General features: G+C 71.0%; 23 protein-coding genes. 12 read left to right on the top strand and 11 right to left on the bottom strand.

The window, feature by feature from the left end; genetic code table 11:
* Nucleotides 1–69 precede the first annotated feature (69 nt).
* Nucleotides 70–771, bottom strand: a complete 702-nt coding sequence (locus ATK36_RS07835; RefSeq protein ID WP_245914497.1) for an HAD family hydrolase — start codon at nt 769–771, stop codon at nt 70–72.
* Between the two features lie 26 nt (nt 772–797).
* Nucleotides 798–1,208, bottom strand: a complete 411-nt coding sequence (locus ATK36_RS07830; RefSeq protein ID WP_098510661.1) for a secondary thiamine-phosphate synthase enzyme YjbQ — start codon at nt 1,206–1,208, stop codon at nt 798–800.
* 383 nt (nt 1,209–1,591) lie between these two features.
* On the opposite strand from ATK36_RS07830, the gene ATK36_RS07825 reads away from it, so the two are divergent.
* The 6 genes from ATK36_RS07825 to ATK36_RS07800 all read left to right on the top strand — a co-directional run bounded on the left by ATK36_RS07825 (nt 1,592) and on the right by ATK36_RS07800 (nt 7,091).
* On the top strand, nt 1,592–1,996 hold the full coding sequence (locus tag ATK36_RS07825) for a hypothetical protein (protein ID WP_098510660.1): 405 nt from the start codon (nt 1,592–1,594) through the stop codon (nt 1,994–1,996).
* Between the two features lie 76 nt (nt 1,997–2,072).
* Nucleotides 2,073–3,179, top strand: a complete 1,107-nt coding sequence (locus tag ATK36_RS07820) for a Re/Si-specific NAD(P)(+) transhydrogenase subunit alpha (protein WP_098510659.1) — start codon at nt 2,073–2,075, stop codon at nt 3,177–3,179.
* 2 nt (nt 3,180–3,181) lie between these two features.
* Nucleotides 3,182–3,490 (top strand): NAD(P) transhydrogenase subunit alpha part 2, encoded by a 309-nt coding sequence (locus ATK36_RS07815; RefSeq protein WP_098514714.1) that lies wholly within the window; start codon nt 3,182–3,184, stop codon nt 3,488–3,490.
* Nucleotides 3,487–4,878: an NAD(P)(+) transhydrogenase (Re/Si-specific) subunit beta gene (locus ATK36_RS07810; protein WP_098510658.1), complete on the top strand. Its 1,392-nt coding sequence runs from the start codon at nt 3,487–3,489 to the stop codon at nt 4,876–4,878. The genes ATK36_RS07815 and ATK36_RS07810 overlap by 4 nt, the downstream gene beginning before the upstream one ends.
* Entirely contained in the window at nt 4,875–5,606 is a 732-nt protein-coding gene (locus tag ATK36_RS07805; RefSeq protein WP_098510657.1) for a lipoate--protein ligase family protein, read from the top strand. Before ATK36_RS07810 ends, ATK36_RS07805 begins: the two co-directional genes overlap by 4 nt.
* Nucleotides 5,607–5,696: 90 nt before the next feature.
* Entirely contained in the window at nt 5,697–7,091 is a 1,395-nt protein-coding gene (locus ATK36_RS07800) for a dihydrolipoyl dehydrogenase family protein (RefSeq protein ID WP_170069656.1), read from the top strand.
* Between the two features lie 5 nt (nt 7,092–7,096).
* On the opposite strand, the gene ATK36_RS07795 is transcribed toward ATK36_RS07800, so the two are convergent.
* Nucleotides 7,097–9,274: a hypothetical protein gene (locus ATK36_RS07795; RefSeq protein ID WP_098510656.1), complete on the bottom strand. Its 2,178-nt coding sequence runs from the start codon at nt 9,272–9,274 to the stop codon at nt 7,097–7,099.
* Between the two features lie 257 nt (nt 9,275–9,531).
* Here ATK36_RS07795 and ATK36_RS07790 point away from each other — a divergent pair, with 257 nt between their 5' ends.
* Both ATK36_RS07790 and ATK36_RS07785 read left to right on the top strand, forming a co-directional pair.
* A complete protein-coding gene (locus ATK36_RS07790) occupies nt 9,532–10,035 on the top strand; it encodes a DUF3145 domain-containing protein (protein WP_098510655.1) in 504 nt (167 codons plus the stop codon).
* 24 nt (nt 10,036–10,059) lie between these two features.
* Nucleotides 10,060–10,656, top strand: coding sequence for a hypothetical protein (locus ATK36_RS07785; RefSeq protein ID WP_098510654.1), 597 nt, complete (start codon nt 10,060–10,062; stop codon nt 10,654–10,656).
* 68 nt (nt 10,657–10,724) lie between these two features.
* Here ATK36_RS07785 and ATK36_RS07780 read toward each other — a convergent pair whose 3' ends face one another.
* From ATK36_RS07780 to ATK36_RS07760, 5 genes are all read right to left on the bottom strand, one after another.
* Nucleotides 10,725–11,975 (bottom strand): beta-ketoacyl-[acyl-carrier-protein] synthase family protein, encoded by a 1,251-nt coding sequence (locus ATK36_RS07780; RefSeq protein WP_098510653.1) that lies wholly within the window; start codon nt 11,973–11,975, stop codon nt 10,725–10,727.
* A gap of 61 nt (nt 11,976–12,036) precedes the next feature.
* Nucleotides 12,037–12,291: an acyl carrier protein gene (locus ATK36_RS07775; protein WP_098510652.1), complete on the bottom strand. Its 255-nt coding sequence runs from the start codon at nt 12,289–12,291 to the stop codon at nt 12,037–12,039.
* Nucleotides 12,292–12,362: 71 nt separating this feature from the next.
* Nucleotides 12,363–13,346: a beta-ketoacyl-ACP synthase 3 gene (locus ATK36_RS07770; RefSeq protein WP_098510651.1), complete on the bottom strand. Its 984-nt coding sequence runs from the start codon at nt 13,344–13,346 to the stop codon at nt 12,363–12,365.
* On the bottom strand, nt 13,343–14,254 hold the full coding sequence (locus ATK36_RS07765) for an ACP S-malonyltransferase (RefSeq protein WP_098510650.1): 912 nt from the start codon (nt 14,252–14,254) through the stop codon (nt 13,343–13,345). The genes ATK36_RS07770 and ATK36_RS07765 overlap by 4 nt, the downstream gene beginning before the upstream one ends.
* Nucleotides 14,255–14,412: 158 nt before the next feature.
* Nucleotides 14,413–15,627: a PucR family transcriptional regulator gene (locus ATK36_RS07760; RefSeq protein ID WP_098510649.1), complete on the bottom strand. Its 1,215-nt coding sequence runs from the start codon at nt 15,625–15,627 to the stop codon at nt 14,413–14,415.
* A gap of 138 nt (nt 15,628–15,765) precedes the next feature.
* Between ATK36_RS07760 and ATK36_RS07755 the strand changes: the two genes are divergently transcribed.
* From ATK36_RS07755 to ATK36_RS07740, 4 genes are all read left to right on the top strand, one after another.
* Entirely contained in the window at nt 15,766–16,689 is a 924-nt protein-coding gene (locus ATK36_RS07755; protein WP_098510648.1) for an ABC transporter ATP-binding protein, read from the top strand.
* Between the two features lie 17 nt (nt 16,690–16,706).
* Entirely contained in the window at nt 16,707–17,900 is a 1,194-nt protein-coding gene (locus tag ATK36_RS07750) for an ABC transporter permease (RefSeq protein WP_098514712.1), read from the top strand.
* A 982-nt stretch (nt 17,901–18,882) separates the two neighbouring features.
* The gene (locus ATK36_RS07745) at nt 18,883–19,707 is read left to right on the top strand and encodes a mechanosensitive ion channel family protein (RefSeq protein ID WP_098510647.1); all 825 of its coding nucleotides are present in this window, start codon (nt 18,883–18,885) and stop codon (nt 19,705–19,707) included.
* Nucleotides 19,708–19,846: 139 nt separating this feature from the next.
* Complete coding sequence (locus ATK36_RS07740; RefSeq protein WP_098510646.1) at nt 19,847–20,497, top strand: nicotinamide mononucleotide transporter family protein; 651 nt, start codon at nt 19,847–19,849, stop codon at nt 20,495–20,497.
* 44 nt (nt 20,498–20,541) lie between these two features.
* On the opposite strand, the gene ATK36_RS07735 is transcribed toward ATK36_RS07740, so the two are convergent.
* From ATK36_RS07735 to aceE, 3 genes are all read right to left on the bottom strand, one after another.
* Nucleotides 20,542–20,793, bottom strand: a complete 252-nt coding sequence (locus ATK36_RS07735; RefSeq protein WP_098510645.1) for a hypothetical protein — start codon at nt 20,791–20,793, stop codon at nt 20,542–20,544.
* 108 nt (nt 20,794–20,901) lie between these two features.
* Entirely contained in the window at nt 20,902–22,113 is a 1,212-nt protein-coding gene (locus ATK36_RS07730) for an alpha-hydroxy acid oxidase (RefSeq protein ID WP_098510644.1), read from the bottom strand.
* A gap of 104 nt (nt 22,114–22,217) precedes the next feature.
* Nucleotides 22,218–25,013 carry a pyruvate dehydrogenase (acetyl-transferring), homodimeric type gene (aceE, locus tag ATK36_RS07725; protein WP_098510643.1) on the bottom strand — a complete coding sequence of 932 codons (2,796 nt, stop codon included), beginning with the start codon at nt 25,011–25,013 and terminating at the stop codon, nt 22,218–22,220.
* Nucleotides 25,014–25,358 lie beyond the last annotated feature (345 nt).

Below are 25,358 nucleotides of genomic sequence, written 5' to 3'. Positions count from 1 at the left end.
GCGCGAATGCCGGTCTTACCCGGGCAGAGCGGATCGGGGAGGTGCGGAACAGGGGTCGCCCTCCGGCGATCAGCCGAGTACCGCCGCGCGGACGGCGGCGAGATCGGTCAAATCGGGCAGTACGGTGTGCGCCCCGGCGTCCGCGAGTTCGGTGGCGGGGTGGCCGCCGGTCGCTACGGCCACTGCGATCGCACCGTGGTCCAGCGCGGCGCGTACGTCGTCCGGGGTGTCCCCTATGACGACCACGGCCTCCGGGGCGAACTTCATGCCGTGCTTGTCCGCGGCGGCGGAGACGGCGTGCGGGACGAGGTCCGAGCGGCGCGCCGACAGCGAGCCGTAGCCGCCGATCTCCAGATCCAGATGCGTGTCGAGACCGAACGCGGCGAGTTTGTGCCGGGAGATCTCCGGCAGGTTGCCGGTGACCAGGGTCTGCACGATCCCGTCGTGGGCGCCGAACTCGGCGAGCGCGGCCGCTGCCCCGTCGAGCGCCCGGCCCTTTCCGGCGAGCGTGGCCGCGTCGCGGTCGACGGCGGCGATCAGCTCCCGCCAGAGCTGCTGGATCGTCGCTTCGTCGGCCTCGATGCCGTGCAGGGTCAGGATTTCCGTGCTGATCGCCAGCTCGGTGTGCCCGCCGTAGTGGGGCCGGGAGTGCATCTGTACTCCGGTCGCGCCGGCGAGCGCGGCGGCGTACCAGATGCTGCCGAGCCCGGTGTAGTCCACGAGCGTGTGGTCGATGTCCCAGAGCACCAGCCGGTGCGCGCGCGTCCTCACGCTCGACGATGGTACCGACGCGGCGCTCACCCGGCGAGGAAGCTGAAGCGCACCCGGCGCACCGGATTGTCGACGTTCGTGTCCACCAAGCACACCGACTGCCAGGTGCCCAGCATCAACACCCCGCCCAGTACCGGCACGCTCGCGTACGGCGGAATCAGCGCGGGCAGCACGTGGTCACGGCCATGCCCGGCGCTGCCGTGCCGGTGCTGCCAGCGGTCGTCGCGGGGGAGCAGCTCGTCGAGGGCGGCGAGCAGGTCGTCGTCGCTACCCGCGCCGGTCTCCAGTACGGTGAGCCCGGCCGTGGCGTGCGGTACCCACACGTGCAGGAGGCCGTCGGTGGCGTCGGCGTCACGCAGGAACGCTTCGGCCTCGCGGGTCAGGTCGTGCACCACCGCGCTGTGGCCGGTGCTTACCTCGATCTCGGTGGAGTACATGGGCTTCAGCGTAGGGCTCAGGAATCGAGGTAACGGAGCACGGCGGGCACCCGCCGGTTGTGCCCCTCCGATGGCGGCAGGCGGAGCTTGCCGAAAAACGCGGCTGGCGTGGGCACTCACCCTGCCGAGTCTGCCGTGCCCGCAGTGGTGGGACCACCGGGACTACCTGCCTCCCGGGTAGGGAAACCCCCGTTCCGGGACGGCGGGCGGGGTGTCGCTTGAGGACTCGGGCCGCTGGGGCGTCGGTGCCGCAGGGTGTCGGCAAAGTCGGTGTGAAGGGCCCTGAACAGCCGGGCGGAGGTCCGTGAAGGGGCCCCTCACGGACTCTGAGGCTGTGAAGGGCCCCTTCACAGACCCGAAACCGGCCCGGCACACACCACGAGGTGGTCGCGCATCTCGAACCCCTCGACCAACCTTGCCGGGACCCTGTCGGTGCCGGTGCGGCGGCGTGGCGGGAAGAACCACTTCCGGAAACCGGTCGACTTCCGGAAATCCGGGCTGGGCCGGAAAGCCGGACCCCCTGCGAATCCGGGCCGGGCGCATTCCGGCCCGGCGGCGGCTCAGCGGGGATCCGGGTCCTCCCGGCCGGGGGAGTCCGCGCGGGCGCGGGCCGCGGCCTCGCGCATTTCGATCAGGTCGGTGAACCAGTCGCCGGTCTCGCCGAGCTTCTGGAGACCCGGCCCGGGGACACCGGGGCGGACGAGCGGATCCGGCAGATGGCCCAGAAGCGGCTCCGGATGATCCTGCTCGGGGTGCCGTATTGGCAGCCGCCGGCCAGGTCAACCTGATCGCGATGACTAGGGCGGCTGCCCGGCGCGTGGTAGACCTGGCACGTCCGATGATCCTCACTGTCGAGGAGGTCGCGTGGCGGAAGACGGAAGCCGGCTCACGGTCGGCGTGGTCACCGAGTCCCGGCCCGGCGAACGCCGGGTCGCGCTCGTGCCGAAGCTGGTGCCGAGGCTCGCGCAACGTGACCTGACCACGATCGTCGAGCGAGGGGCGGGCGCGGGTGCGCAGCTGACCGACGACGCGTACACCGAGGCCGGTGCGGAGCTGGGCGATCCCTGGCAGTCGGACGTGGTGGTCAAGGTCGCCGCGCCGGCCGCGGAGGAAATCGCGAAGCTCAAGCGGGGCGCCTTGCTGATCGGATTTCTCGATCCCCGCGGCGATCCGGACGGTATTGCCGCACTGGAGAAGGCCGGCATCCGGGCGTTCGCGATGGAAGCGGTGCCGAGGATCTCCCGTGCGCAGGCGATGGACGCGCTGTCCTCGCAGAGCAGCGTCGCCGGTTATCGGGCGGTGCTCCTGGCGGCGGAGAAGCTGACCCGGTTCTTCCCGATGCTCACCACCGCGGCGGGCACGGTGCCCCCGGCGAAGGTACTGGTGCTGGGCGCCGGGGTGGCCGGGCTGCAGGCGCTGGCCACGGCGAAACGGCTGGGCGCCCAGACCACCGGCTACGACGTACGGCCCGAAGTCGGCGAACAGGTCCGTTCGCTCGGCGCGCGGTTCCTCGACCTCGGCATCGAGGCGGTAGGTGAAGGTGGCTACGCCCGGGAGCTGACCGAGGAGGAACGCGCGGAGCAGCAGCGTCGGCTCACGGAAGCGATCACGAAGTTCGACGTCGTGGTCACCACCGCGCTGGTGCCCGGACGCAAAGCACCGACGCTGGTCACCGAGGAAGCGGTGCAGGGCATGCCCGCCGGGGGTGTGGTGCTCGACCTGGCCGGGGAATCCGGTGGGAACTGCGCGCTGAGTCGTCCGGGCGAAGACGTGGTGGCGTACGGCGTCACGGTCAGTGCGCCGCTCAACCTGCCCGCCGGGATGCCCGCGCATGCGAGCGAGCTGTACGCGCGCAACGTGACCGAGCTGCTGGAACTGCTCGTGACCAAGGAGGGTGAGCTGCGGCTGGACTTCTCCGACGAGGTCGTCGCCGGTGCCTGCGTGGCCGGCCGGGAAGGGAGCGAGTCGTGACCCTGGTGGAAAACCTGGCCGTGCTCGTGCTCGCGGGTTTCGTGGGCTTCGCGGTGATCTCGAAGGTGCCGAACACCCTGCACACGCCGTTGATGTCGGGGACCAACGCGATCCACGGCATCGTGCTGCTCGGCGGCCTGATCGTGCTCGGCCTCGGCGTGGACGGGGTGCTGAACAAGGTGCTGCTGGTGATCGCGATCGCCTTCGGCACGATCAACGTGGTCGGCGGATTCCTTGTCACGGACCGGATGCTGGCGATGTTCAAGGGGAAGAAGCCGGCTCCGGACGCTGATGAGGAGGCCGGGAAGTGACGCAGCTCGTCGCCGTTCTCTACATCGTCGCGTTCGCGTTGTTCATCTACGGCCTGATGGGGCTGACCGGTCCGCGTACCGCGGTGCGCGGCAACTGGATCGCCGCCACGGGCATGGGAATCGCGGTGATCGCCACACTGCTCACCCCGGGTATGGGCAACTGGCCGCTGATCGTGCTCGGCGTCGCGATCGGTGCGCTGGTGGGCGTGCCGTCCGCGCGCAAGGTGAAGATGACCGCGATGCCGCAGATGGTGGCGCTGTTCAACGGTGTCGGCGGCGGTGCGGTCGCGCTCATCGCGTGGGTCGAGTTCCGCAACACCGACGCGTATGCGCACGAGCCGCGGTATGTCGCGATCGCCTCGTTGTTCGCCGCGCTGATCGGTTCGATCTCGTTCTGGGGCTCGAACATCGCGTTCGGCAAGCTGCAGGAGCTGATCACCGGCCGCCCGGTCACCCTCGGCAGGGTGCAGCAGCCGCTGAACGTGCTGGTGCTGCTGGCCGCGCTGGCCTGTGCGGTGGTGATCGCCGCGGGCGGCGACGGCGAGGTGCTGATGATCGGGCTGCTGGTCACGGCCGCGCTGCTGGGTGTGCTGGTGGTGCTGCCGATCGGCGGTGCGGACATGCCGGTGGTGATCTCGCTGCTGAACGCGTTCACCGGGCTTTCCGCGGCGGCGATGGGGCTGGCGTTGTCGAACACCGCGCTGATCGTCGCGGGCATGATCGTCGGGGCGTCGGGTTCGATCCTCACCAACCTGATGGCGAAAGCGATGAATCGGTCGATCCCGGCGATCGTGGCCGGCGGGTTCGGCGGTGGCACCGCGGTCACGAGCGGCGGGTCCGGGTCCGGTGAAGTCCGGCCGGTGCGCAGCACGAGCGCCGCGGACACCGCGATCCAGATGGCCTACGCGAGCAAGGTCGTCGTGGTGCCCGGGTACGGGATGGCCGTGGCACAGGCGCAGCACGCCGTGCGCGAGATGGCGAAACTGCTGGAGAGCAAGGGCATCGAGGTCTCCTACGCGATCCACCCGGTGGCCGGCCGCATGCCGGGGCACATGAACGTGCTGCTTGCCGAGGCCGACGTGCCGTACGAGCAGCTGCGCGAGATGGACGAGATCAACTCCGAGTTCGCGCAGACCGACGTCGCGCTCGTGATCGGCGCGAACGACGTGACGAACCCGGCCGCGCGGACCGATCCGGGTTCGCCGATCTACGGGATGCCGATCCTGCAGGTCAGCGAGAGCCGCTCGGTGATCGTGCTCAAGCGCGGGATGAGTTCGGGCTTCGCCGGGATCGACAACGAGCTGTTCTACGATCCGAAGACCAGCATGCTCTTCGGCGACGCGAAATCGTCGGTGGGCGAGATCGTGGAGGAACTCAAAACCCTATGAGCGGTGGGTCGGATGTGCGGGCCGAGTTCGCGGGTCCGGCCGAGAACCTCGCCTTCGACGAGGCGTTGTTGCGGGAGGCTCCGGCAGCGCCGTTGCTGTGGCTGTGGCGCAACCCGGTGTGCGTCGTGGTCGGGCGCGGGCAGAAGATCGCCCGGGAGGTCCGGGTGGCCGACTGCGTCCGTGACGGGGTGCCGGTGCTGCGCCGCGCCAGTGGCGGCGGCACGGTGTTCCACGATCCCGGCAACCTCAACGTGACGCTCGTGCTGCCCGGCCCCGCGGATCGGCCGATGGAGATGCTCGGCAGGCTGATGACCGGTGTCGTCGAACGGTTCGGGCTGCTGCCGCGGCTCGGTGATCGGGGCGTGTTCGTCGGCGAGACGAAGCTGTGCGGGTTCGCGGTTTTCCGCACGAAGGAAGGCCTGCTGGCGCACTCGACGCTGCTCGTCGACACCGATGCGGCGCGTGTCAGCGCCTACCTCACCGGTCCGCCGCCGGATCCGAAGCCCCTGGACTCGCACCGCAGCCCGGTCGCGTCCTTGGCCGACCACGGCGTCCGGCTGCCGCGCGGTGAGATCGAGACCGTGGTCCGTGCCGTCGCCGCCGAGCTGCTCGGCCCGCTCGCCCCTCGTCCACCCACCTCCGCCGAACTCGCCCGGCACCGCGCGCTGCTGAGCACGCGCTACCACCACCCGCCGTGGCATTCCGACGGGCGGCAGCTCGGTCTGTGAAGGGGCCCTTCACAGACTCAGAGTCCGTGAAGGGCCCCTTCACAGCTGGGTGCGCTTGCGTGATCCACTCCGGTGGTGTGCCCTGGGCGTATGGCGGAACTGACTTTCGACGTCGTGGTGATCGGTGCGGGCCCGGTGGGTGAGGTGGCTGCCGAGCGGGCCGCGATGGGCGGGCTGAAGGTGGCGCTGGTCGAACACGAGCGGTTCGGCGGGGAGTGCTCCTACTGGGCGTGCATCCCGAGCAAGGCGTTGCTGCGCCCGGGGAATCTGCTCGCCGCGGCCAAGCGGATGCCCGGCGTGCCGATCGGGGACGAGCTGGACGCGGCCCCCGTGCTCGCGCGCCGCGACTGGTTCACCGGCAAGGGTGACGACACCGGGCAGGTCGAGTGGGCACGTGGCGCGGGCATCGAACCGATCCGCGGGCACGGGCGCGTCACCGGGGAACGCGAGGTCACCGTCGGCGATGATCAGGTGATCACCGCGCGGCACGCGGTGATCGTGTGCACCGGCAGCGTCCCGCGGGTGCCGCCGATTCCCGGGCTGGACGCGATCCGGCCGTGGGGTTCACGCGAGGCGACGTCGGCGTCCGAGGTGCCCGCTCGGCTCGGCGTGCTCGGCGGCGGCGTGGTCGGCGTCGAGATGGCGCAGGCGTGGGCCCGGCTCGGCGCGCGGGTGGACCTGGTGATCACCGGCCCGCGGCCGCTGCCGAAGCTGCCGGACTTCGCCGGTGACCTGCTACTCGACGGGCTACGGGAGGCCGGGGTGCGGGTACATGCCTCGTCCGGCCTGCGCGAGGTGTCCGTTGTGGACGGTGGCACTGCGCTGACGCTGGTCGACGGCACGGAACTCGTGGTGGACGAGCTGCTGGTCGCCACGGGGCGGGCACCGGCCACCGGCGACGTCGGCCTGGACGTGCTCGGCCTGCCCGCCGGCGGCCCGCTGGCGGTGGACGAGAGCGGCCGGGTGTCCGCAGTGGACGGTGGCTGGCTCTACGCGGCGGGCGACGTGACCGGCCGGGCGCTGCTGACCCACCAGGGCAAGTACGGCGCGCGCGTCGCCGGTGACACCGTGGCCGCCCGGGCACGCGGTGCGGAAGTCTCCACCGAGCCGTGGAGCCGGTACAGCGCCACTGCCGACCATCACGCCGTGCCGCAGGTGGTGTTCACCGATCCGGAGGTGACCTCGGTCGGGCTGACCGAGGCACGCGAGGATTCCGCCGACCGGGTCGTGGACATCGACATCGCGGTCGCCGGCTCTTCGCTGCACGCCGACGGGTACGCGGGCAAGGCCCGGATGGTGGTGGACACCGAACGCGGCGTGGTGCTCGGCGTGACCTTCGTCGGTCAGGACGTTTCGGAGTTGCTGCACTCGGCGACCATCGCCGTGGTCGGCGAGGTTCCACTGGACCGGTTGTGGCACGCGGTACCGGCGTTCCCCACGATCAGCGAGGTCTGGCTGCGGCTGCTGGAGGCGTACGGGCTCTGAGCCGCTCAGGAGGTCAGCGGCAGCTCCAGCGCGCCCTTCGCCGCGCGGACCAGGCCGGGGTCGTCCGAAGTGGACGGTCCCGGCGTCCAGACCGCCTGCACCAGACGGACCCCCGTGCCCTCGATCCGGCTGACGTAGGCGGCATTCTCGAACTGCGGAACGGCGCCGGGCCATGTGCCGGTCTCGGAGGCGACGTCGAGGATCCCGCCGCCGCCCGGGTTGTCCGCTATCTCCTTGAAGTGCGCGGCCTGCGCGGCACCCGGGAACTCGACCACGGCGACGGTGACCGCGGCGGCCCGGCCGTCCACCTCGGCGGTGAAACTGGCACGGCGAACGCCTGAGCAGCTCGTCTGCTGGAGACTGCCCTGCACGTCCCCGAACGCGTGCGAGGCACAGCGCTGATCGGCGCTGTTCGCCCGTGCGTCGAAACTCAGGCTGGGCACCACACTGCTCGGCGGCGCAATACTGACCGGAGCAGTGGTGCGCACCGGCTGCGCACTACTGACGGGCGGCGGCGCGGCCGTCTCCCCGCTGCTGCCCCCGCCGGTCGCGACGACCACTGCGGCTACCGCGAGCACCACCAGCAACGCGATCGCCCCGAGCGGCACCCACCGGCTCGTCTTGGTCGTCTTGGGCTCGTCCGGCGGCGGTGGCATTGCGTCCGTTTCCTCCAGCGCGACTGGCGCCGGCCGGGCACTTTCGTCAACCCCAGGCTGGACCGCCGGGAACGGCGTCTTCCCGTTGATCCGTCCCCCCGGCTCGGCCGGAGTCTCGGACAGCAGGGCCAGGTCGTCTTCCTCGCCCGGCTCCGGCCAGATCGCCGGGGCCACCGGCGGAGGCGGCGGCCCCGAGGCGACGCGGGGCTTGTGCGCCTCGGCGTTGCCGGGATCGTCGGAACCACGGGAATCGCTGGGGCTGCTGGAATCCCCGGAGTCGCCCGACTGGCCGGGCCACGGTCCGGTCACGGAGTCGCCGGGGTCCGCGGAAGTAGCGGGTCCTGCTGCGCTGCCGGGGTTCGGACCTGCAGAATCGCCCACGCTCTCCGGAGCGATGGTCTCGGCCGGGGAAGCGACCGCTCTCCGCGGCGCAGCCGGACCCCCCAGCGATTCCGGCACCCTGTCAGGCTCCGAAACCGGATCATCCGCGACCGGGGAAACCGCCGCCGACTCCGCCGCCGCTTGACCGGAGGTTTCCCCAACGGAGGTTTCCGCCGCCGCAGCCATCTCCGACATCCCGGCGCCACCTTGGCCGGGTACGACCGCCGCAGCCGGAGCAGCATTCCCCGTCACCGCAGGCACACCCACCGTAGTCCCGGCAGCCGTGTCCTCCTCCTCGGTGACGATCCGCCGGGAAGTCCACGCGGTGGCAGTTCGGCCGGACCCCTCGGCGGAATCCCGCCCGACAGCCCCGGAAACGGCAGCTCCCGACGCAGCAGCTCCTCCGACGGCGCCGGAAACGGCCGCCCCTCCGGCAGCGGCAAGCACAGCCGCATCCGGCTCCTCGGCCGCACCCCGCCCGGACTCCGGCGAGACAGCCGGCCCCGGCACCGTGCCGAGCATCTCCGCGGGAGCCGGAGTGTCGTCGGAGAAGCGGACGAAGCCCTCGCCCAGCAGGGCTTCGTCGGACAGGTCCGGGAGGCCGGGGGCGAGCGCGGCGAGCAGCGCCCGCACCTGGTCCACCGAGCGCGGGTGGCGGGCGGTGGCCAGCGAGACCGTCGCGGCGAGCATGGTCGTCGGGCTCGGGTGCAGGACGCGGACCGGGCCGGCCAGATCGCCGGGGGGCTGCTCGACGGTCTCCACGTACGGGCCGACCGCGAGGATCGTGCCGACCGGGCCGCCGCCCAGTTCCGCGATCCGGCGTTCGCAGTCCTGGGAGAGGTCGAGTGCCTCGGTGGCCGGGTTGATCGCGTCGTCGCCGTGCACCAGCGGCCAGCCGTCGGCCTTCCACGGGCCGCTGAGCGGCGCTTCCAGGCGCAGCGCGGGATCGGGCAGATCGACCCCGATCACGATCAGCACGCCGGTGGGCAGTAGCACCACCGCCTCCACCGCACGCTCGTCCGCCGGTCGGGCGCCGATCAACGCGACGCCGCCGATCACGGTGCTCCCCCGGCCGAGGGAGGCGAGCGCGGCGCGGACGTCCTCGGCGACCCGTGAGGGCTGCTGTCCCAGTCGGACCAGTCGCACCGGATCCCCTCCTCACCAGTCCATTTCGGTGCCCCACGCTAGCGCGGCGGGCCGCCCGTGACGTGGTATGCGAGCGCGCGTCGGCGTGCCTCACCTCAAAGGGGGTTCCCCTGCGACTTGTGGGGTTCGTGTGGCCAAACGGCACTGCAGGGGTGCAGAATGTGCTACACAGTCGGGTAACCGCGGTGGCCGGGCGCCTGCGCAGTTCGAGAGGTCGTAGGGGAAGACGTCCCTCGTCGAACAAGCGGAGGTCAGCAGTGAGCACCCGTGGCAACACCCGAGGCGTGGTGTACGTCCACTCGTCGCCGTCTGCGGTATGTCCGCACGTCGAGTGGGCTATTTCGGGCACCCTGGGGGCCCGCGCCGAGCTGAAGTGGACGGCACAGCCGGCCAGTCCCGGACAGCTGCGTGCCGAATGCAGCTGGCGCGCGCCCGCGGGCACCGGCGGCAAGCTGGTCGCCGCGCTCAAGGCCTGGCCCATGCTGCGCTTCGAGGTCACCGAGGAACCCAGTGCCGGCGTCGACGGCGAGCGCTTCTGCTTCGCGCCCGGCCTCGGCCTGTGGCACGGGCGGACCAGCGCGAACGGCGACATCGTGGTCGGCGAGGACCAGCTGCGTGCGCTCGTCACCATGACCCGCGGTGGTGAATCGCTGGCGCACAAGCTGGACGAACTGCTCGCCGCGGCCTGGGACGAGGCGCTCGAGCCCTACCGGCACGCGGGCGACGGTGCCCCGGTCACCTGGCTGCACCAGGTGGGGTGATCCGGGCGCGGTACCCTCACGCGGGTGAGCGCCCAATCGCCGTCCCGCCAGCGATGGCTGATCCCCGTGCTCGTCGTGGTGCTGTCGGTGACCGTCGCCGGGGGGCTGGTCGCCCGCGAGCTTTACCACACCAGCGCGGACGACGTGCAGTCCGGCGTCCTGCCGATCACCGTGCCGTCGTCCACTTCGCCCGGTTCGCACAGCGAGCCCGGCTCGGGGCGGGTCGAGATCACCCCGGACGTGGCGGGCCATCCGGCCGGCCAGGCCGTGCTCGCGGTGCTGCAGAACTACTTCGACGCGCTGAACGCGAAGAACTACGCGCTGTGGCGCCAGACGGTCACCACGGCCCGGATCCAGAACACCTCGCAGAGTGCGTGGCACACCGAGTTCCGGTCCACCAAGGACGGCAGCATCCTGGTCTACCGGATCGAAGAGGCGGCGGACGACTCGCTGAGCGTGCTCGTCGGGTTCACCAGTACCCAGTCGATCAACGAGGCGCCCGCGAATTTCCAGTACCCGTGCATCCGCTGGCGGCTCGAGCTGCCGATGCGGATCGAAGGCGGGGGATACCGGATCGACATCGTGCAGTCCGGCTCCGGCGTCGAGCACGAACGCTGCTGACCCCACGCGAAAAGGGCGGCCCTCCCACCGTGGCAGGGCCGCCCCTTTTTCGCGGTACCGGGCCGGCTTCAGGACGCCGGGGTGAACAGCAGCGCGGTGTTGTGCCCGCCGAACCCGAACGAGTTGCTGATCGCCGCGGTCAGCTCGACCTTGCGGTTCTCCCCGGCGACCACGTCGAGCTGCACCTTCGGATCGAGCTCCGTCAGGTTCAGGGTGGCCGGCACCACGCCCTCGGCCAGGGCCAGCACCGTGGCGATGCCTTCGACCGCACCGGCCCCGCCGACCAGGTGGCCCAGCGCACCCTTCGGGGCGGTGACCACCGGGTGGTCGCCGATCGCGGTCCGGATCGCGGCCGCCTCGCCGATGTCACCGACCACAGTGGACGTCGCGTGCGCGTTCACATGGCCGATGTCGGCGGGGGAGAGCCCGGCCATCGTCATCGCCGCACGCATCGCGGCGATCTGCCCGATGCCGTCCGGGTGGTTGCCGGTGATGTGGTAGGCGTCCGAGGTGATCCCGTAGCCGGCCAGCCTGGCGTAGATCCGCGCGCCACGGGCCCGTGCCCGGTCGGCGCGTTCGAGCACCACGACGCCCGAGCCCTCGCCGAGCACGAAGCCGTCCCGGCTGACGTCGAACGGCCGGGACGCGGCCGCCGGGTCGTCGTTGCGGGTGGACACCGTGCGCGCCTGCGCGAAGCCACCGAGGGTGATCGGGTGGATGCACGCCTCGGCGCCGCCGGCCACGACCACGTCGGCCCGCCCGGACCGGATCATCTCGAAGCCGGTCGCGATGCCCTCGGCACCGGAGGCACAGGCCGAAGCGGGCGAGTGCACGCCGGCGCGGGCCTTGACGTCGATGCTGACGTGCGCGGCCGGCCCGTTGGGCATCAGCATCGGCACGGTCAGCGGCGACACCTTGCGCAGACCGTGCCGGCGCAGCAGATCGTTCTGGTTCAGCAGGGTGACCGGGCCGCCGACACCGGTGCCGAGGGACACGCCGAGGCGCTCCGGCTCGACGTCGGTGTGCTCGTCGGTCTGCGGCGCGAATCCGGCGTCCGACCAGGCCTGCCGGGCCGCGATCAGGGCGACCTGCTCGCAGCGGTCGAGCCTGCGGGCCTGCACGCGCGGCAGGATCTCGGTGGGCTCGACCGCGAGCGTGGCCCCGATCCGCACCGGCAGATCCAGCTCCTCGACCCAGTCGGCCTCCAGGGGGCGGACCCCGCTGCGGCCGGCCAGCAGGCCGTCCCAGGTGGACGCGACGTCCCCGCCCAGCGGGGTGGTGGCCCCCATACCGGTGATCACGACGTCGATGTTGCTCATGGAGAATCTCCCCGAAGTCGGCACCGGGCCGGGACGTCCCGGCCCGGATGCGAAGAGGGTCTTACTTCGCGTTGGCGGCCACGTAGTTCACCGCGTCGCCCACGGTCTTGAGGTTGGCCAGTTCGTCGTCCGGGATCTTGACGCCGAAGCGGTCCTCGGCCTGCACGGCGATCTCGACCATGGACAGCGAGTCGATGTCGAGATCGTCCACGAAGGACTTCTCGGCGGCGACGTCGTCCTTGGCGACCCCGGCGACCTCTTCGACGATCTCGGCGAGGCCTTCGAGGATCTCGGGCTTCTCAGCTTTCTCAGCCATCGGTGTTGTTCCCTTCTCGGTTCTTCCACAGGTCCACCCCGCGGGCACGGCGCCCGCGGGGAAGTATCCACTCAGGGCAGGACGAAGACCTGCCCGGCATAGGACAGCCCGGCTCCGAAGCCGACCGCCAGCACCACGTCGCCGGGGTGCACGGTGCCCGCCTTGCGCATGTGGTCCAGCGCCATCGGGATCGAGGCGGACGAGGTGTTGCCGGAGTACCTGATGTCGTCGGCGACCACCAGGTCCTCGCGGGCGCCCTTGGCCCGCAGCTTCTTCGCGATCGATTCGACGATGCGCAGATTCGCCTGGTGCGGCACGAGCACGTCCACATCCGCGGGCTCCAGCCCGGCGGCCTCCAGCGCGCGCAGCGCGATCGGCGCGATCTGCGTGGTCGCCCAGCGGAAGACCGACTGGCCCTCCTGGTAGATGTAGCGGTGATCGCGCATATAGATCAGGCCGGCCAGATCGCCCGCGCTGCCCCACACCACCGGGCCGATGGCGGGCTCGTCGGCCGCGCCGACCACCGCCGCGCCCGCGCCGTCGGCGAAGATGATCGCGTTCGCCCGGTCGGTCGGGTCGATCGAGTCGGTGAGCTTCTCCGAACCGATCACCAGCACCTTGCGCGCGGACCCGGCGCGCACCAGATCGGAGGCGAGGCCGAGGCCGTAGCAGAATCCGGCGCAGGCCGCGTTGAGGTCGAACGCCCCCGGCTCCGGGACGCCGATCCGCGCGGCGATCTGGCCCGCCGCGTTCGGGATCTGCGAGGGCATGGTGCAGTTGGGCACGATCACCGTGTCCACTTCGGACGGCTCGACCCCGGCGTCGGCGAGGGCGGCGGCACCCGCGGCGACCGCGTAGTCGACCAGCGTCTCGTCCTTCTCCCCGAACCGGCGTTCGATGATGCCGACCCGTTCGCGGATCCACTGGTCGTTGGTGTCCATGAGCTGCGACAGGTCGTCGTTGGTGACGACCCGGTCCGGCTGGTGGCTGCCGAAGCCGAGGATCCGGGTGGCGGCCGGGCCGGTGGTCTGGTGCAGGCGGGGACGGTCGGTCACAGGGCGTCCTCCTCGCGCAGCGCGGCCAGTTCGGCCGGCGACTTCAGCGCGGTGGTAGTGGTGACCACGCCCTTGAGCTGCCGCTTGACCAGTCCGGTCAGGGTGCCCGCGGGCGCGAGTTCGACGGTGCGGGTCACGCCGAGCGCGGCGAGCCCGGCCATGGTCAGGTCCCAGCGGACCGGGCGGGTCACCTGGGCGACCAGCCGCCGCAGGTATTCCGCGCCACTGGTGACGACCTCACCGTCGGCATTGGACAGCAGCGGGCGCACCGGGTCGGCCGGGGTGAGGCCGGCGGCGTGCTCGCGCAGGGCGTCTTCCGCGGGCGCCATGTACGGCGTGTGGAAGGCCCCCGCCACCTTGAGGGCGCGGATCTTCGTGCCGGCAAGGGGTTCGGCGACGATCCGCTCGATCGCCGCGGCCGCGCCGGAGGCCACGATCTGGCCCGCGCCGTTGCGGTTGGCCGCGATCAGGTCCTGTCCTTCGAGCCAGGCGGTGACCTCGTCCGGATCGCCGAGCATCACCGCGGCCATCGAGGTCGGTTCGAGCGCGCAGGCCTTGGCCATCTCCGCGCCGCGGACCGCGGCCAGTGCGACCGCGTCGGCGGGGGAGAGCACGCCGGCGATCGCGGCGGCGGCCAGTTCGCCCACGGAGTGCCCGGCCACCGGCGCGCCGTCGGGCAGCGGCAGGTACTGCGCGGTGAGCAGGGAGAGCGCGACGATCAGCGGCTGCGCGACCGCGGTGTCCTGGATCTCCTCGGCGCCGGCCTCCGTGCCGAGCCGGAGCAGGTCGAGCCCGGCGCGGTCGGACCACTGCTCGACCCGCGCGCGGGCGCCGTCGAGCTCGAGCCACGGGGTGAGCATGCCGGGGGCCTGGGAACCCTGGCCGGGTGAGAGGACTGCAGCTGTCACGGTGTCTATGAGACCACGGGAGTGGCCGGGTCTTCAGATGCGGGCGGTCACCAAGTCCGTGCGAGGTTATTGGAGGATACCTCCAAAGACCCGGGAGAGATCCTGGTTCTTAGCTCATGAGCCTTGTGGGATTCAACCAGCGCTCGCCGTGAAGTCGGTCACCACAGCCCGCGGCTGCGGGCCAATCGCCCGACCGTCAGCGCGATCCGCAGGACCAGCGCGTCGCGAGGGTCGGTGGGGTTGCGGCCGGTCACGTCGGTGGCCTTGCGAAGCCGGTAGCGAACGGTGTTGGGGTGCACGAACAACGCCTGCGCGCAGCGTTCCAGGACCCCGCCGTTGTCCAGATAGGTCTCCACGGTGCGCTGCAGCGCCGCGCCCGCCTCCTCCAGCGGCCGGGCGATCTGGTCCACGAGCAGGCGTTCCGCGCCGGGGTCGCCGGAGAGCGCCCGTTCGGGCAGCAGATCGGCGGACCGCACCGGACGGGGCGCGCCGGGCCAGCCGACCACGGCTCGCAATCCGGACAGCGCTTCGGCCGCGCTGTGGTGCGCCTCGGCGAGGGTGGGCACGGTCGGGCCGGCCACCACGGGTCCGTCGGCGAACACGGTGGACATCCGGGTGAGGATCTCGTGCTCCTTCGGCCCGCCCTCGGTGGTCCCGCCGATCACCAGCACCAGCCGGGAGCCCTGGACCGACAGCAATACCGGACGGCCGACCCGGGCGGCGCGGGCGCGCACCTCGAACACCACCGTGGGCGCGTCGTCCGACTGCGGATTTCCCACCAGCACGGTCGCCGCTCCCGCCGGATCCCAGCCCAGCGCGGCGGCGCGGGACAGCACCGCCTCCTCGTCGTCCCCGCGGACGATGCCGTCCACGACGAGTGCCTCCAGCCGGGCGTCCCAGGCACCGCGGATTTCCGCCGCGGCGGCGTAGGAATTGGCCGCGGCGAACGCGATTTCCCGGCCGTAGCGCAGGATCCCCTCGATCAGCGCGGCGCGTTCGGTCTCGTTCGCGGCGAACTCCGGGAGTTCCTCCTCGAACACCTCGATCGCCAGCCGGACCATGCCGACCGCCTGGCGCAGGCTGATCCAGCGGGACAGTTCGGCGGGCGCGTCGCGGAACGCCTCGGTGGTCAGCTTCAGGGCTTCCTTGGAATCACGCAGCCAGCGGACGAACCCGGAGGCGCCGGTCTGCGTGATGAGCAGGACGCTGGCGCGCTGGTCGGCGGACAGCCTGCCGAACCACACCAGCCGCTGCTCCATGGCCGCGACGCTGGCGCTCGCCAGCCGTCCGGACGCATGTTCCAGCCTGCGCAGGGTCTTCGCGGACAGCCCGTGGTGCTTGGGCACCTGGCGCCCGCCGTTCGTCTCAGCCATGTCGGCCCGATCCTACGGGGCCGCACCTGTCGCCGGCGGACTCATAACCGCGGAACGCGGGCGGGCGGGCCGGAACATCCCTACCATCTCGATCTGGAGCGGAGTGCACCGCTCCAGGCCGAGTGAAGGGGGCGGGCGATGGCTGAGCCCGGATTGGAGATCGACGGGATCTCCAAGCAGTACGGCGCCGTGGTGGCGCTGCAGCAGATGACGTTCGACGTGCGGCCCGGCGAGCTGTTCGGCTTCGTGGGCAGCAACGGCGCGGGCAAGACGACCACCATGCGGATCGCTCTCGGCGTGCTGAGCGCCGACGCCGGCGAGGTGCGCTATGCGGGGGAGCGGATCACGCACGAGACCCGCCGGCACATCGGGTACATGCCGGAGGAACGCGGCCTGTACCCGAAGATGAAGGTGGGGGAGCAGCTGACCTACCTGGCCCGGCTGCACGGGATGGCCGCGGGCGAGGCGAAGGCATCCGCCGGAAAGTGGACCGAACGGCTCGGCGTGGCCGCGCGCCGCGACGACGAGGTGGAGAAACTCAGCCTCGGCAACCAGCAGCGCGTGCAGCTGGCCGCGGCGCTGGTGCACGAGCCGCGGATCCTGGTGCTGGACGAACCGTTCTCCGGTCTCGACCCGGTGGCGGTGGACGTGATGAGCGGGGTGCTGCGGGAGAAGGCGGCCGAGGGCGTGCCGGTGGTCTTCTCCAGTCACCAGCTCGATCTCGTGGAACGGCTGTGCGACCGCATCGGCATCGTCCGCAATGGCCGGATGGAGGCGTGCGGTTCGGTGCCGGAGCTGCGTTCCGGCGCGGGCGGGGCGATCCGGCTGCTGGTTGACGCCCCGGCCGCGCCACCGGACTGGGCGGCCGCGTTGCCGGGGGTACGGGTGCTCGGCCGCGAAGGCGACGTGACCGAACTCGAACTGGGCGAGGGTGGCGACGATCAGGCCGTGCTGCGAGCCGCGCTGGCCACCGGTCCGGTGCGGGAGTTCACCCGGAAACAGCCGTCGCTGACCGATCTGTTCCGCTCCGTGGTGAGCGGGCACCAGGAGGTGGCTGCGTGAGCGCGCCCGATGTCCGGATGAGCCCGGTGTCCGCAGTGGGGCTGGTGGCCTCGCGGGAGATCAGCACCCGTGTGCGGTCGAAGGCCTACCGGATCACCACGCTGGTCCTGCTGCTCATGGTGGTCGCGGTGGCCGTGGTGTTCAAACTGATCAGCGGGGGCGGCTCGGCGGACGCGACGGTGGGCTACGTGCCCGCCGCGGCCCCGCTGTCCGCGCCGCTGGTCGAGACCGCGAAGTCGCTCGATCAGAAGGTCGCCACCGAGCAGGTGCCCGACCAGGCGACCGGCGTGGCGAAACTGCGCGACGGCTCGCTCGACGCGTTGCTGGTGCAGGACGCGCGGCAGGTGCACGTCCAGGCGAAGAAGACGCTGGACGCCAAGCTGGCGAACACCCTCGGTGTGCTGGCCCGGCAGGTCGCGCTGGAGCAGTCGATCCGTTCGCTGCACCAGGATCCGGCCGTGGTGCAGCGGGCGACGGCGAGTGCGGCGATCGACGAGCTGCCGCCGCTGGAGAAGCCCTACGACTACGACAGCCAGCAGCTGATCCTCGGCATCGTCGCGGGCATCCTGATCTACTTCTCGCTGATGCTCAACGGCCAGATGGTGTCGCAGGGGGTGGTGGAGGAGAAGACCTCCCGGGTGGTCGAGCTGCTGCTGTCCACCGTCAAGCCGTGGCAGCTGATGGCCGGGAAGGTGCTCGGGATCGGCGTGGTGGGGCTGATCCAGATGCTCGCGATCGGGGTGGTCGGCCTGGTCGCCGGCCTGGGCCTGGGGGTGCTGACGATCTCGGTGTCCGCGGCCGTCGGGACCGTGGTGTGGCTGATCGTCTGGTATCTGCTCGGGTTCTTCATGTACGCGGTCGTGTTCGCCGCGCTGGGCGCGCTCGTGTCCCGGCAGGAGGACGTCGGCGGGGCCACGATGCCTGCGCTGCTGCTGGTGATCGCCGGCTACGTGGTGGGGATCTCGGTGCTGCCCTCGGATCCGTCGAGCCGTCTCGCCGAGGTGCTGTCGGTGATCCCCGTCTTCGCCCCGACGCTGATGCCGATGCGGTTGTCGATGGGCGGGGTGCCGGTGTGGGAAGCGGTGGTGTCGGTGGGCCTGGTGGTGCTGCTGATCCCGGCGCTGATCTGGCTGGCCGCGCGCATCTACCGCAACGCGGTGATGCGCACCGGCGCCAAGGTCAAACTCCGCGACGCCCTGCGCGCCGCCTGACGCGCTTCACCCGGACCGGCCACCTCGCTGCTGCGGGGTGGCCGGTCTGCGTTCGGGGGTTCCGGTGCGGTGTTTCGGTCCGGCGTCCCGGAGGAGTGATTCGGTGGCCGGGTCCAGGTGGCCGCTGCGCACGGTTTCGCTCGACTGCGGTGGTGGCCGGTTCCGGATGCTGGCCGACCCGGAGGCCCGCCGCGTCGAGCAGACGATGAAGCTGCTCGCGCCTCGGCGGAAATGGGCCGCAGTGGGGTCCGCGTCGGGCCGAGCGGCAGACCGGCCAGCTCACAGGCTGCCTTGACGCGGCCGGATATGTTCGGTCCCTCGCGTCACCCGGTGCTGCTCGTTTGGTCTAGGTACCGGATGTTCGGACTTCGCGTCGCCCGGCGGCGGCCCGGTGCTGCTCGTTTGGTCCGGGCGCCGGACGTTCGGTACTTCCGTCGCCCGGCGCCGATGCTGCTCGTTTGATCCGGGTACTGGACGCTCGGCACCCCGCGTCACCCGGTGCCGCTGGCTTGGTCCGGGTACCGGACATTCGGTATCCCGCGACGACTCCCGGCATCCCGTCCTGCTCCCTTGCCCGGGCCGTCCCGATCGGCAAATGTCCGAAATGCGCGATTGGCCGGGCCATGTCCGGCCAATCCACCATTTGTCCTCGCCATCCGGCACCTTCGTGCTCCGTTCGGCGCAGATCGCGGGTCCGGCTGTCGGCGCATCGGCGGCGGCCAGAGCGGAAAAACGAGTCCGTGCGCCGGTCCGCGAAAGCGATACCCCGGCGAATTTCGGTGCGGAAATGCTCGAGGCCGCCCGGCGCTTGCGGTTTTCGCTGCGCCGGACGGCCTCGTCTCCCCGGTCCCCACCGGTAGGACAAGTATGGCGGGGATTGATCTTCTCGGCCAGTCGTCTCACTCGATCGTGGCGCACCGCACTCTCTCCCGCTGGGTACTTCTTCTGCGTCCACGGCCGAAACACGGCGAAGGGAGCCGACGTGGGTCAGCAACTGAAGGACGGACTCGGGCAGGCCTGGAATCTGGTGGCCACGTTCGTCCCGAAACTCGTGGGTTTTCTGATCATCCTGCTGATCGGCTGGCTGATCGCGAAAGCCGTGTCCAAGGCGCTCGAGATCGTTCTCGGAAAGCTCGGTTTCGCGCGGCTGGTGGAGAAGACCGGGCTGACCGGAATGCTGCGGCAGGCGAATGCCGATCCGGGCCTGCTGCTGGTCAAACTCGTCTACTACTTCATTCTGCTGATCGCGTTGCAGCTGGCGTTCGGCGTGTTCGGTTCGTCGAATCCGGTCAGTTCGCTGCTCAACGACATCATCGCGTTCCTGCCGCGGATCCTGGTGGCGCTGGTGCTGATCGTGGTGGCCGCGGCGATCGCCAAGGTGGTGCGGGACATGGCCGCCTCGGCGCTGGCCGCCCGTCCCGCCGGACGGCTGCTCGCCACGATCGCCTACTGGCTGATCATGGCGTTCGGCATCATCGCCGCGCTGGGTCAGGTGAACATCGCGACCACGGTGACCGGGCCGGTGCTGATCGCGGTGCTCGCCACCGTCGCCGGCGTGCTGGTCGTCGGCTTCGGTGGCGGCCTGATCAAGCCCGCGCAGGAACGCTGGGGCGGCTGGCTCGGTGCTCTGCAGGGCCAGATCGGCTCCGGTGACGGGGCCCGTGGCGAGGTCGGTGAACCGGTTGCCGCGTCGGCAAAAGCGGGTGCCCACGAGGCCCCGACCGCCGCGTACCCACAGGGCGAAGCAGGCGGGCGTACGGAGGAGCCGCCCACATCGCCGTCCGGATTCAATCCCGACGGGCGGTGACCCGGCGGAGGACCGGTGCCCAGGGCAGGTGCCGGACCTCCGGCCGTCCCGCGAGGCGGGAATGCCCGTCACCGCACGGTTTCACGGGAATGGTCTTGCCGGGCAGGATGTTGGCGTCCGTAGGACGGAAGGGGCGGACGTGGATTTCCTGCTGCACCACGGGGTGACCGTGCTGGGCCAGTGGATCTCGATCGCGGAGCTGGCCGGTCAGCTGTTCGCGCTGGCCGTGGTGTTCCTCGCCGAACGGCGCACGCTCTGGACCTGGCCGGTGCAGGTCGCGGCGACCGTGCTGCTGTTCTCGGTCTACGCTTCCGCGCACCTCGGCGGGCTGGCCGGGCGGCAGATCGCCATCCTGCTCATCTCGCTCTACGGCTGGTGGGCCTGGCACCGGCGCACTGATCCGGTGTACGGCGTGGTCGTGCGCACGGGCCGCTGGACCGAGCGGGCCGCGATGGTGACTGCGTTCGCCGCGGGCACGGTCGCGATGGCGCTCGCGCTCCAGTCGCTCGACGCCTCGTGGGCGCCGTGGCCGGACGCCGCGATCTTCGTCGGCACGCTGGTCGCGTTCGCCGCGCAGGGCGTCGGGCTGGTCGAGTTCTGGGGTGTCTGGCTGGTGGTCGACGCGATCGGCGTACCCCTGCAGATCAGCTCCGGGTTGTACTTCTCGGCCGCCATCTACCTGGTCTTCGCCGGGCTGGTCGTGCACGGCTGGATCAGCTGGAGCCGGTCGGCCCGGCGGGTCCGCGCGCCGGAGCAGGTCACCACGGCGGCGGACCGCGCTGGACACTGATCGTTGCCGGGCAAGGCTTTCCGTCCGGCAACGATCAGCAGAATTCAGCAGGCGCGCGGCAGGCCGAGTGCCAGCAGGCCGTCGTCGGTGAGCTCGGCCCGGGTCCATTGCCCGGCCCCGACCGCGTCGTGTGCGCGGATCAGGCCATCCCGTGCGAGTGCGTGCGCCGCCGGCTGGTCGCAGCAGGGCAGGCCGTCCACCCGCAGATCCGGTTCACAGCTGCAGGTCAGCTCGGCGCGCCCGGCCGCGACCGCGCGCAGCATCGCGAGTGCCCGGCCGCTCAGCTCGGTGATCATCGCGTCCCCCTTCGTCGTACCGTCGGGTAAGAGACGTGATGAACGTCACTGGATACGGGAACGCTGCCGGGTTCCCTCTAATGGCCTAGGCCGCCGAGCCTTCGCCGGTCAGCGAAGTGTCGCGTGCGAAGGGCGCAGATCCTGAATCCGGCGGACGCCGAGCAGCTGCATCGTACGGATCAGCTCCGTACGCAGGATGTCCACGCAACGCTGTACGCCGCGTTCGCCGCCCGCCATGAGGCCGTACAGGAAGGCGCGGCCGATCAGCACCGCGTCCGCACCGCGGGCGAGCGCGGCCACGATGTCGCCGCCGGAGAGGATGCCGGTGTCCACCCAGACTTCGGCGGCGCCTTCGACGGCGTCGAGTACCGGGGGCAGCAGCTCGATCGGCGTGGGTGCGCGGTCGAGCTGACGGCCGCCGTGATTGGACAGCACGATCCCGTCCGCGCCGTGGCGCACCATCTCGCGGGCATCGTCCACGTTCTGCACGCCCTTGACCACGAGCTTGCCCGGCCAGGTGCGGCGGACCCAGTCGAGGTCGTCGTAGTCCAGCGTCGGATCGAACAGCTTCTCCAGCAGCTGCGCGACGGTGCCGTCGAAATGGCTCAGTGAAGCGAAGCTGAGCGGTTCGGTGGTGAGCAGGTTGAACCACCAGGCCGGGTGCAGCGCGCCGTCGGCGAAGGTCTTCAGGGTCAGCGCCGGGGGAATGGTGAGACCGTTGCGCACGTCGCGCATCCGGGCGCCCGCGACGGGGGTGTCGACGGTCAGCAGCAGCGTGTCGTAGCCGTTTTCCCAAGCCCGGTTCATCAGGTCCTCGCCCGCGCCGTGGTCTCGCCAGACATAGAGCTGGAACCACTTGCGTGCGTGCGGCGCGGCCGCGGCGAGGTCCTCGATCGAGGTGGTGGCCATGGTGGACAGGCTCATCGGGATGCCGTTGCGCTGGGCCACCCGGCCTGCCGCGCACTCGCCCTCGTGCTGCATCATCCGCGTGAACCCGGTGGGGGCGAAGGCGAACGGCAGCTCCGCGCGCTCGCCGAGGATCTCCGTGCTGGTGTCTACATCGGACACTCCGCGCAGCACGTTCGGATGGAATTCCACGCGCCGGTAGGCCTGCCGTGTCCGCAGCAGACTGTCCTCCAGCTCGGCCGCGCCGTCGGCGTAGTCGAACGCCGCCCGCGGAGTGCGTTTGCGCGCGGCCGTGCGCAGATCGGCGATCGTGTGCGCGGCGCCGAGCCGCCGGTCCGTCGGGTCGAGCACGATCGGCTTCGGCCGCAGGATCTGCTTGAGCTCGCTCGGCCGGGGCAGGCGGCGCTGGGGCACGCTCGATCACCCTTCCTCAGGTCACCGTTTCGCGATGGCTGTGAAGGGGCCCTTCACGGACTCAGAGTCCGTGAAGGGCCCCTTCACAGCATTCTGGCCGGTGCTTACGCGCTGCCGGAGTCCGAGGTCTGCGGCCCGGCGGCCGTGACGTCGTCGATCCGGTAGCGGTGGGCGGCGTCGGCGACCCGAGCCCGGTCGAACTCCCCGCGCGCGGCGAGCGCGGACAGCGCGCCGACGGTGATCGACTCGGCGTCCACCAGGAACTTGCGCCGCGCGGCCGGGCGAGTGTCGGAGAAGCCGAACCCGTCCGTGCCGAGCGTGAGCATGTCGGTGGGCACCCACGGGCGGATCATGTCCGGCACCGCACGCATCCAGTCCGACACCGCCACGACCGGCCCGGCCGCCCCGGACAGCTTCTGCGTGACGTACGGCACGCGCGGCGAGTCGCCCGGGTACAGCAGGTTGTCGTGGTCGGCCGCGACCGCCTCGCGGCGCAGCTCACCCCACGACGTGGCCGACCACACCGCGGCCCGCACGCCCCAATCCTCGGCCAGCAGCCGCTGCGCCCTCAGCGCGTCCGGCATGGTCACGCCGGAGACCAGGATCTGCACCTCCGGGCCGTCGCCCGCGGGCGCCTCGGCGTAGCGGTACAGGCCCCTGAGCAGACCGTCGACGTCGAGGTTCTCCGGCTCGGCCGGCTGCTGGTACGGCTCGTTGTAGATGGTCATGTAATAGAACACGTTCTCGCCGTTGCCGTCCGGCCCGGTGTCGCCGTACATCCGGCGCAGGCCATCTTTGACGATGTGCGCGATCTCGAACGAGTAGGCCGGGTCGTAGGCCACCACGGCCGGATTCGTCGCGGCCAGCAGCAGCGAGTGCCCGTCCGCGTGCTGCAGGCCCTCACCGGTCAGCGTGGTGCGCCCGGCGGTGGCGCCGAGCACGAACCCGCGGGCCATCTGGTCCGCCGCCGCGTACAGGCCGTCGCCGGTGCGCTGGAACCCGAACATCGAGTAGAAGATGTAGATCGGGATCATCGGCTCGCCGTGCGTGGCGTAGGACGTGCCGACGGCGGTGAACGACGCGGTGGAGCCCGCCTCGTTGATGCCCTCGTGCAGCAGCTGGCCCTTCTCCGACTCCTTGTAGGCCAGCATCAGGCTCGCGTCGACCGAGGTGTAGGTCTGGCCGTGCGGGTTGTAGATCTTGGCCGTGGGGAACATCGAGTCGAGCCCGAAGGTGCGTGCCTCGTCCGGGATGATCGGCACCACGCGCTTGCCGATCTCGGAGTCCTTGGCCAGCTCGCGGACCAGCCGGACGAACGCCATCGTGGTGGCGACCTCCTGCTTGCCCGAGCCCTTGCGGATGCCCTCGTAGATCTTGTCGCCGGGCAGCACCAGCGCCTTGGCCGCCTTCGGCCGGCGCTCGGGCAGGTACCCGCCGAGCGCGCGGCGGCGGCCGATCAGGTACTGGATCTCCGGCGAGTCCGGGCCAGGGTGGTAGTACGGCGGCAGCTTCGGGTCGCGCTCCAGCTCCTCGTCGCTGATCGGGATCCGCTGTGCGTCCCGGAACAGCTTCAGGTCGTCGAGCGTGAGCTTCTTCATCTGGTGCGTGGCGTTGCGGCCCTCGAAGGACGGGCCGAGCCCGTAGCCCTTGATGGTGTGCGCGAGGATCACCGTCGGCTGGCCGTGGTGCTCCATCGCCGCCTTGTACGCCGCGTACACCTTGCGGTAGTCGTGCCCGCCGCGCTTGAGGTTCCAGACGTCGGCGTCGGAGAGGTCCTTGACCAGCTCCTTCGTTCGCGGGTCGCGGCCGAAGAAGTGCTCACGGACGAAGGCGCCGTCGTTGGCCTTGTAGGTCTGGTAGTCGCCGTCCGGGGTCACGTTCATCAGGTTGACCAGCGCGCCGTCGCGGTCGGCGGACAGCAGCGCGTCCCACTCCCGGCCCCAGATGACCTTGATCACGTTCCAGCCCGCGCCGCGGAAGTAGGACTCCAGCTCCTGGATGATCTTGCCGTTCCCGCGCACCGGCCCGTCCAGGCGCTGCAGGTTGCAGTTGATCACGAAGGTCAGGTTGTCCAGGCCCTCACCCGCGGCCACGTGGATCAGCCCGCGCGATTCCGGCTCGTCCATCTCGCCGTCGCCGAGGAAGGCCCACACGTGCTGGTCGGAGGTGTCCTTGAGGCCGCGGTCGCGCAGGTATCGGTTGAACCGCGCCTGGTAGATCGCGTTCATCGGGCCCAGGCCCATGGAGACCGTCGGGTTCTCCCAGAACTCCGGCATCAGCCGCGGGTGCGGGTAGGAGGGCAGGCCGCCGCCCTCACCGGCGTGGCTGTACTCCTGGCGGAACCCGTCGAGCTGCTGCTCGGACAGCCGTCCTTCGAGGAACGCGCGGGCGTACATGCCGGGGGAGGCGTGGCCCTGGAAGTAGACCTGGTCGCCGCCGCCGGAGTGGTCCTTGCCGCGGAAGAAGTGGTTGAACCCCACCTCGTACAGCGCGGCGGAGGAGGCGTAGGTGGAGATGTGCCCGCCCACGCCGACGCCCGGCCGCTGTGCCCGGTGCACCATGATCGCCGCGTTCCACCGGATGTAGCGGCGGTAACGGCGCTCGATCTCCTCGTCGCCGGGGAACCAGGGCTCGTTTTCGGTGGGGATGGTGTTGACGTAGTCGGTCGACGTCAGCGCCGGGACCCCCACGTTGCGCTCCCGGGCCCGCTCCAGGATCCGGAGCATCAGGTAACGGGCGCGCTGCCGGCCACCCCGGGCCAGCGCTTCGTCGAAGGAGTCCAGCCACTCGGCGGTCTCCTCCGGATCGATGTCGGGCAGGTGCGCCGCGAGTCCGTCACGGATGACGCGTACGCGAGCCGGGGTCTCCTTGCCGGAGGCGCCGTCGTTCTGCGGGGCCAAGGGGTCTCCTTGTAGCTGGTCGTGCTGGTGGGCGGGAGTGCTCGCCGACTTCCATCGTCGTCCCCGGCCCGTCCCCCGTCACCGCTACTGTTCGGTAACAAGAGTCGCCCCGGGTACCCCACTCCCCACGTGCGGTGTATCGCGCGCGCGTTTTCTCTCCTCCCACCCTAAAGGAGGGCACTCCGGAGGGTGGTTCAGCGGGGGTCCGGGGGACTGTGCCGCGACACGACTTGCGAAAGATCCGGTGTGGACGGTTGCGCACAGCGCCGCACCAGTGTTCGCTATCGGCAACCGTGTATCCGAGTGCGGCGGTTCCCCGCCGCGCTCCGTCGTAGTTGGAGGAGT

Source organism: Amycolatopsis sulphurea (assembly GCF_002564045.1).
Taxonomy (GTDB): domain Bacteria; phylum Actinomycetota; class Actinomycetes; order Mycobacteriales; family Pseudonocardiaceae; genus Amycolatopsis; species Amycolatopsis sulphurea.
This window is presented reverse-complemented; position numbering and strand designations above follow the sequence as displayed.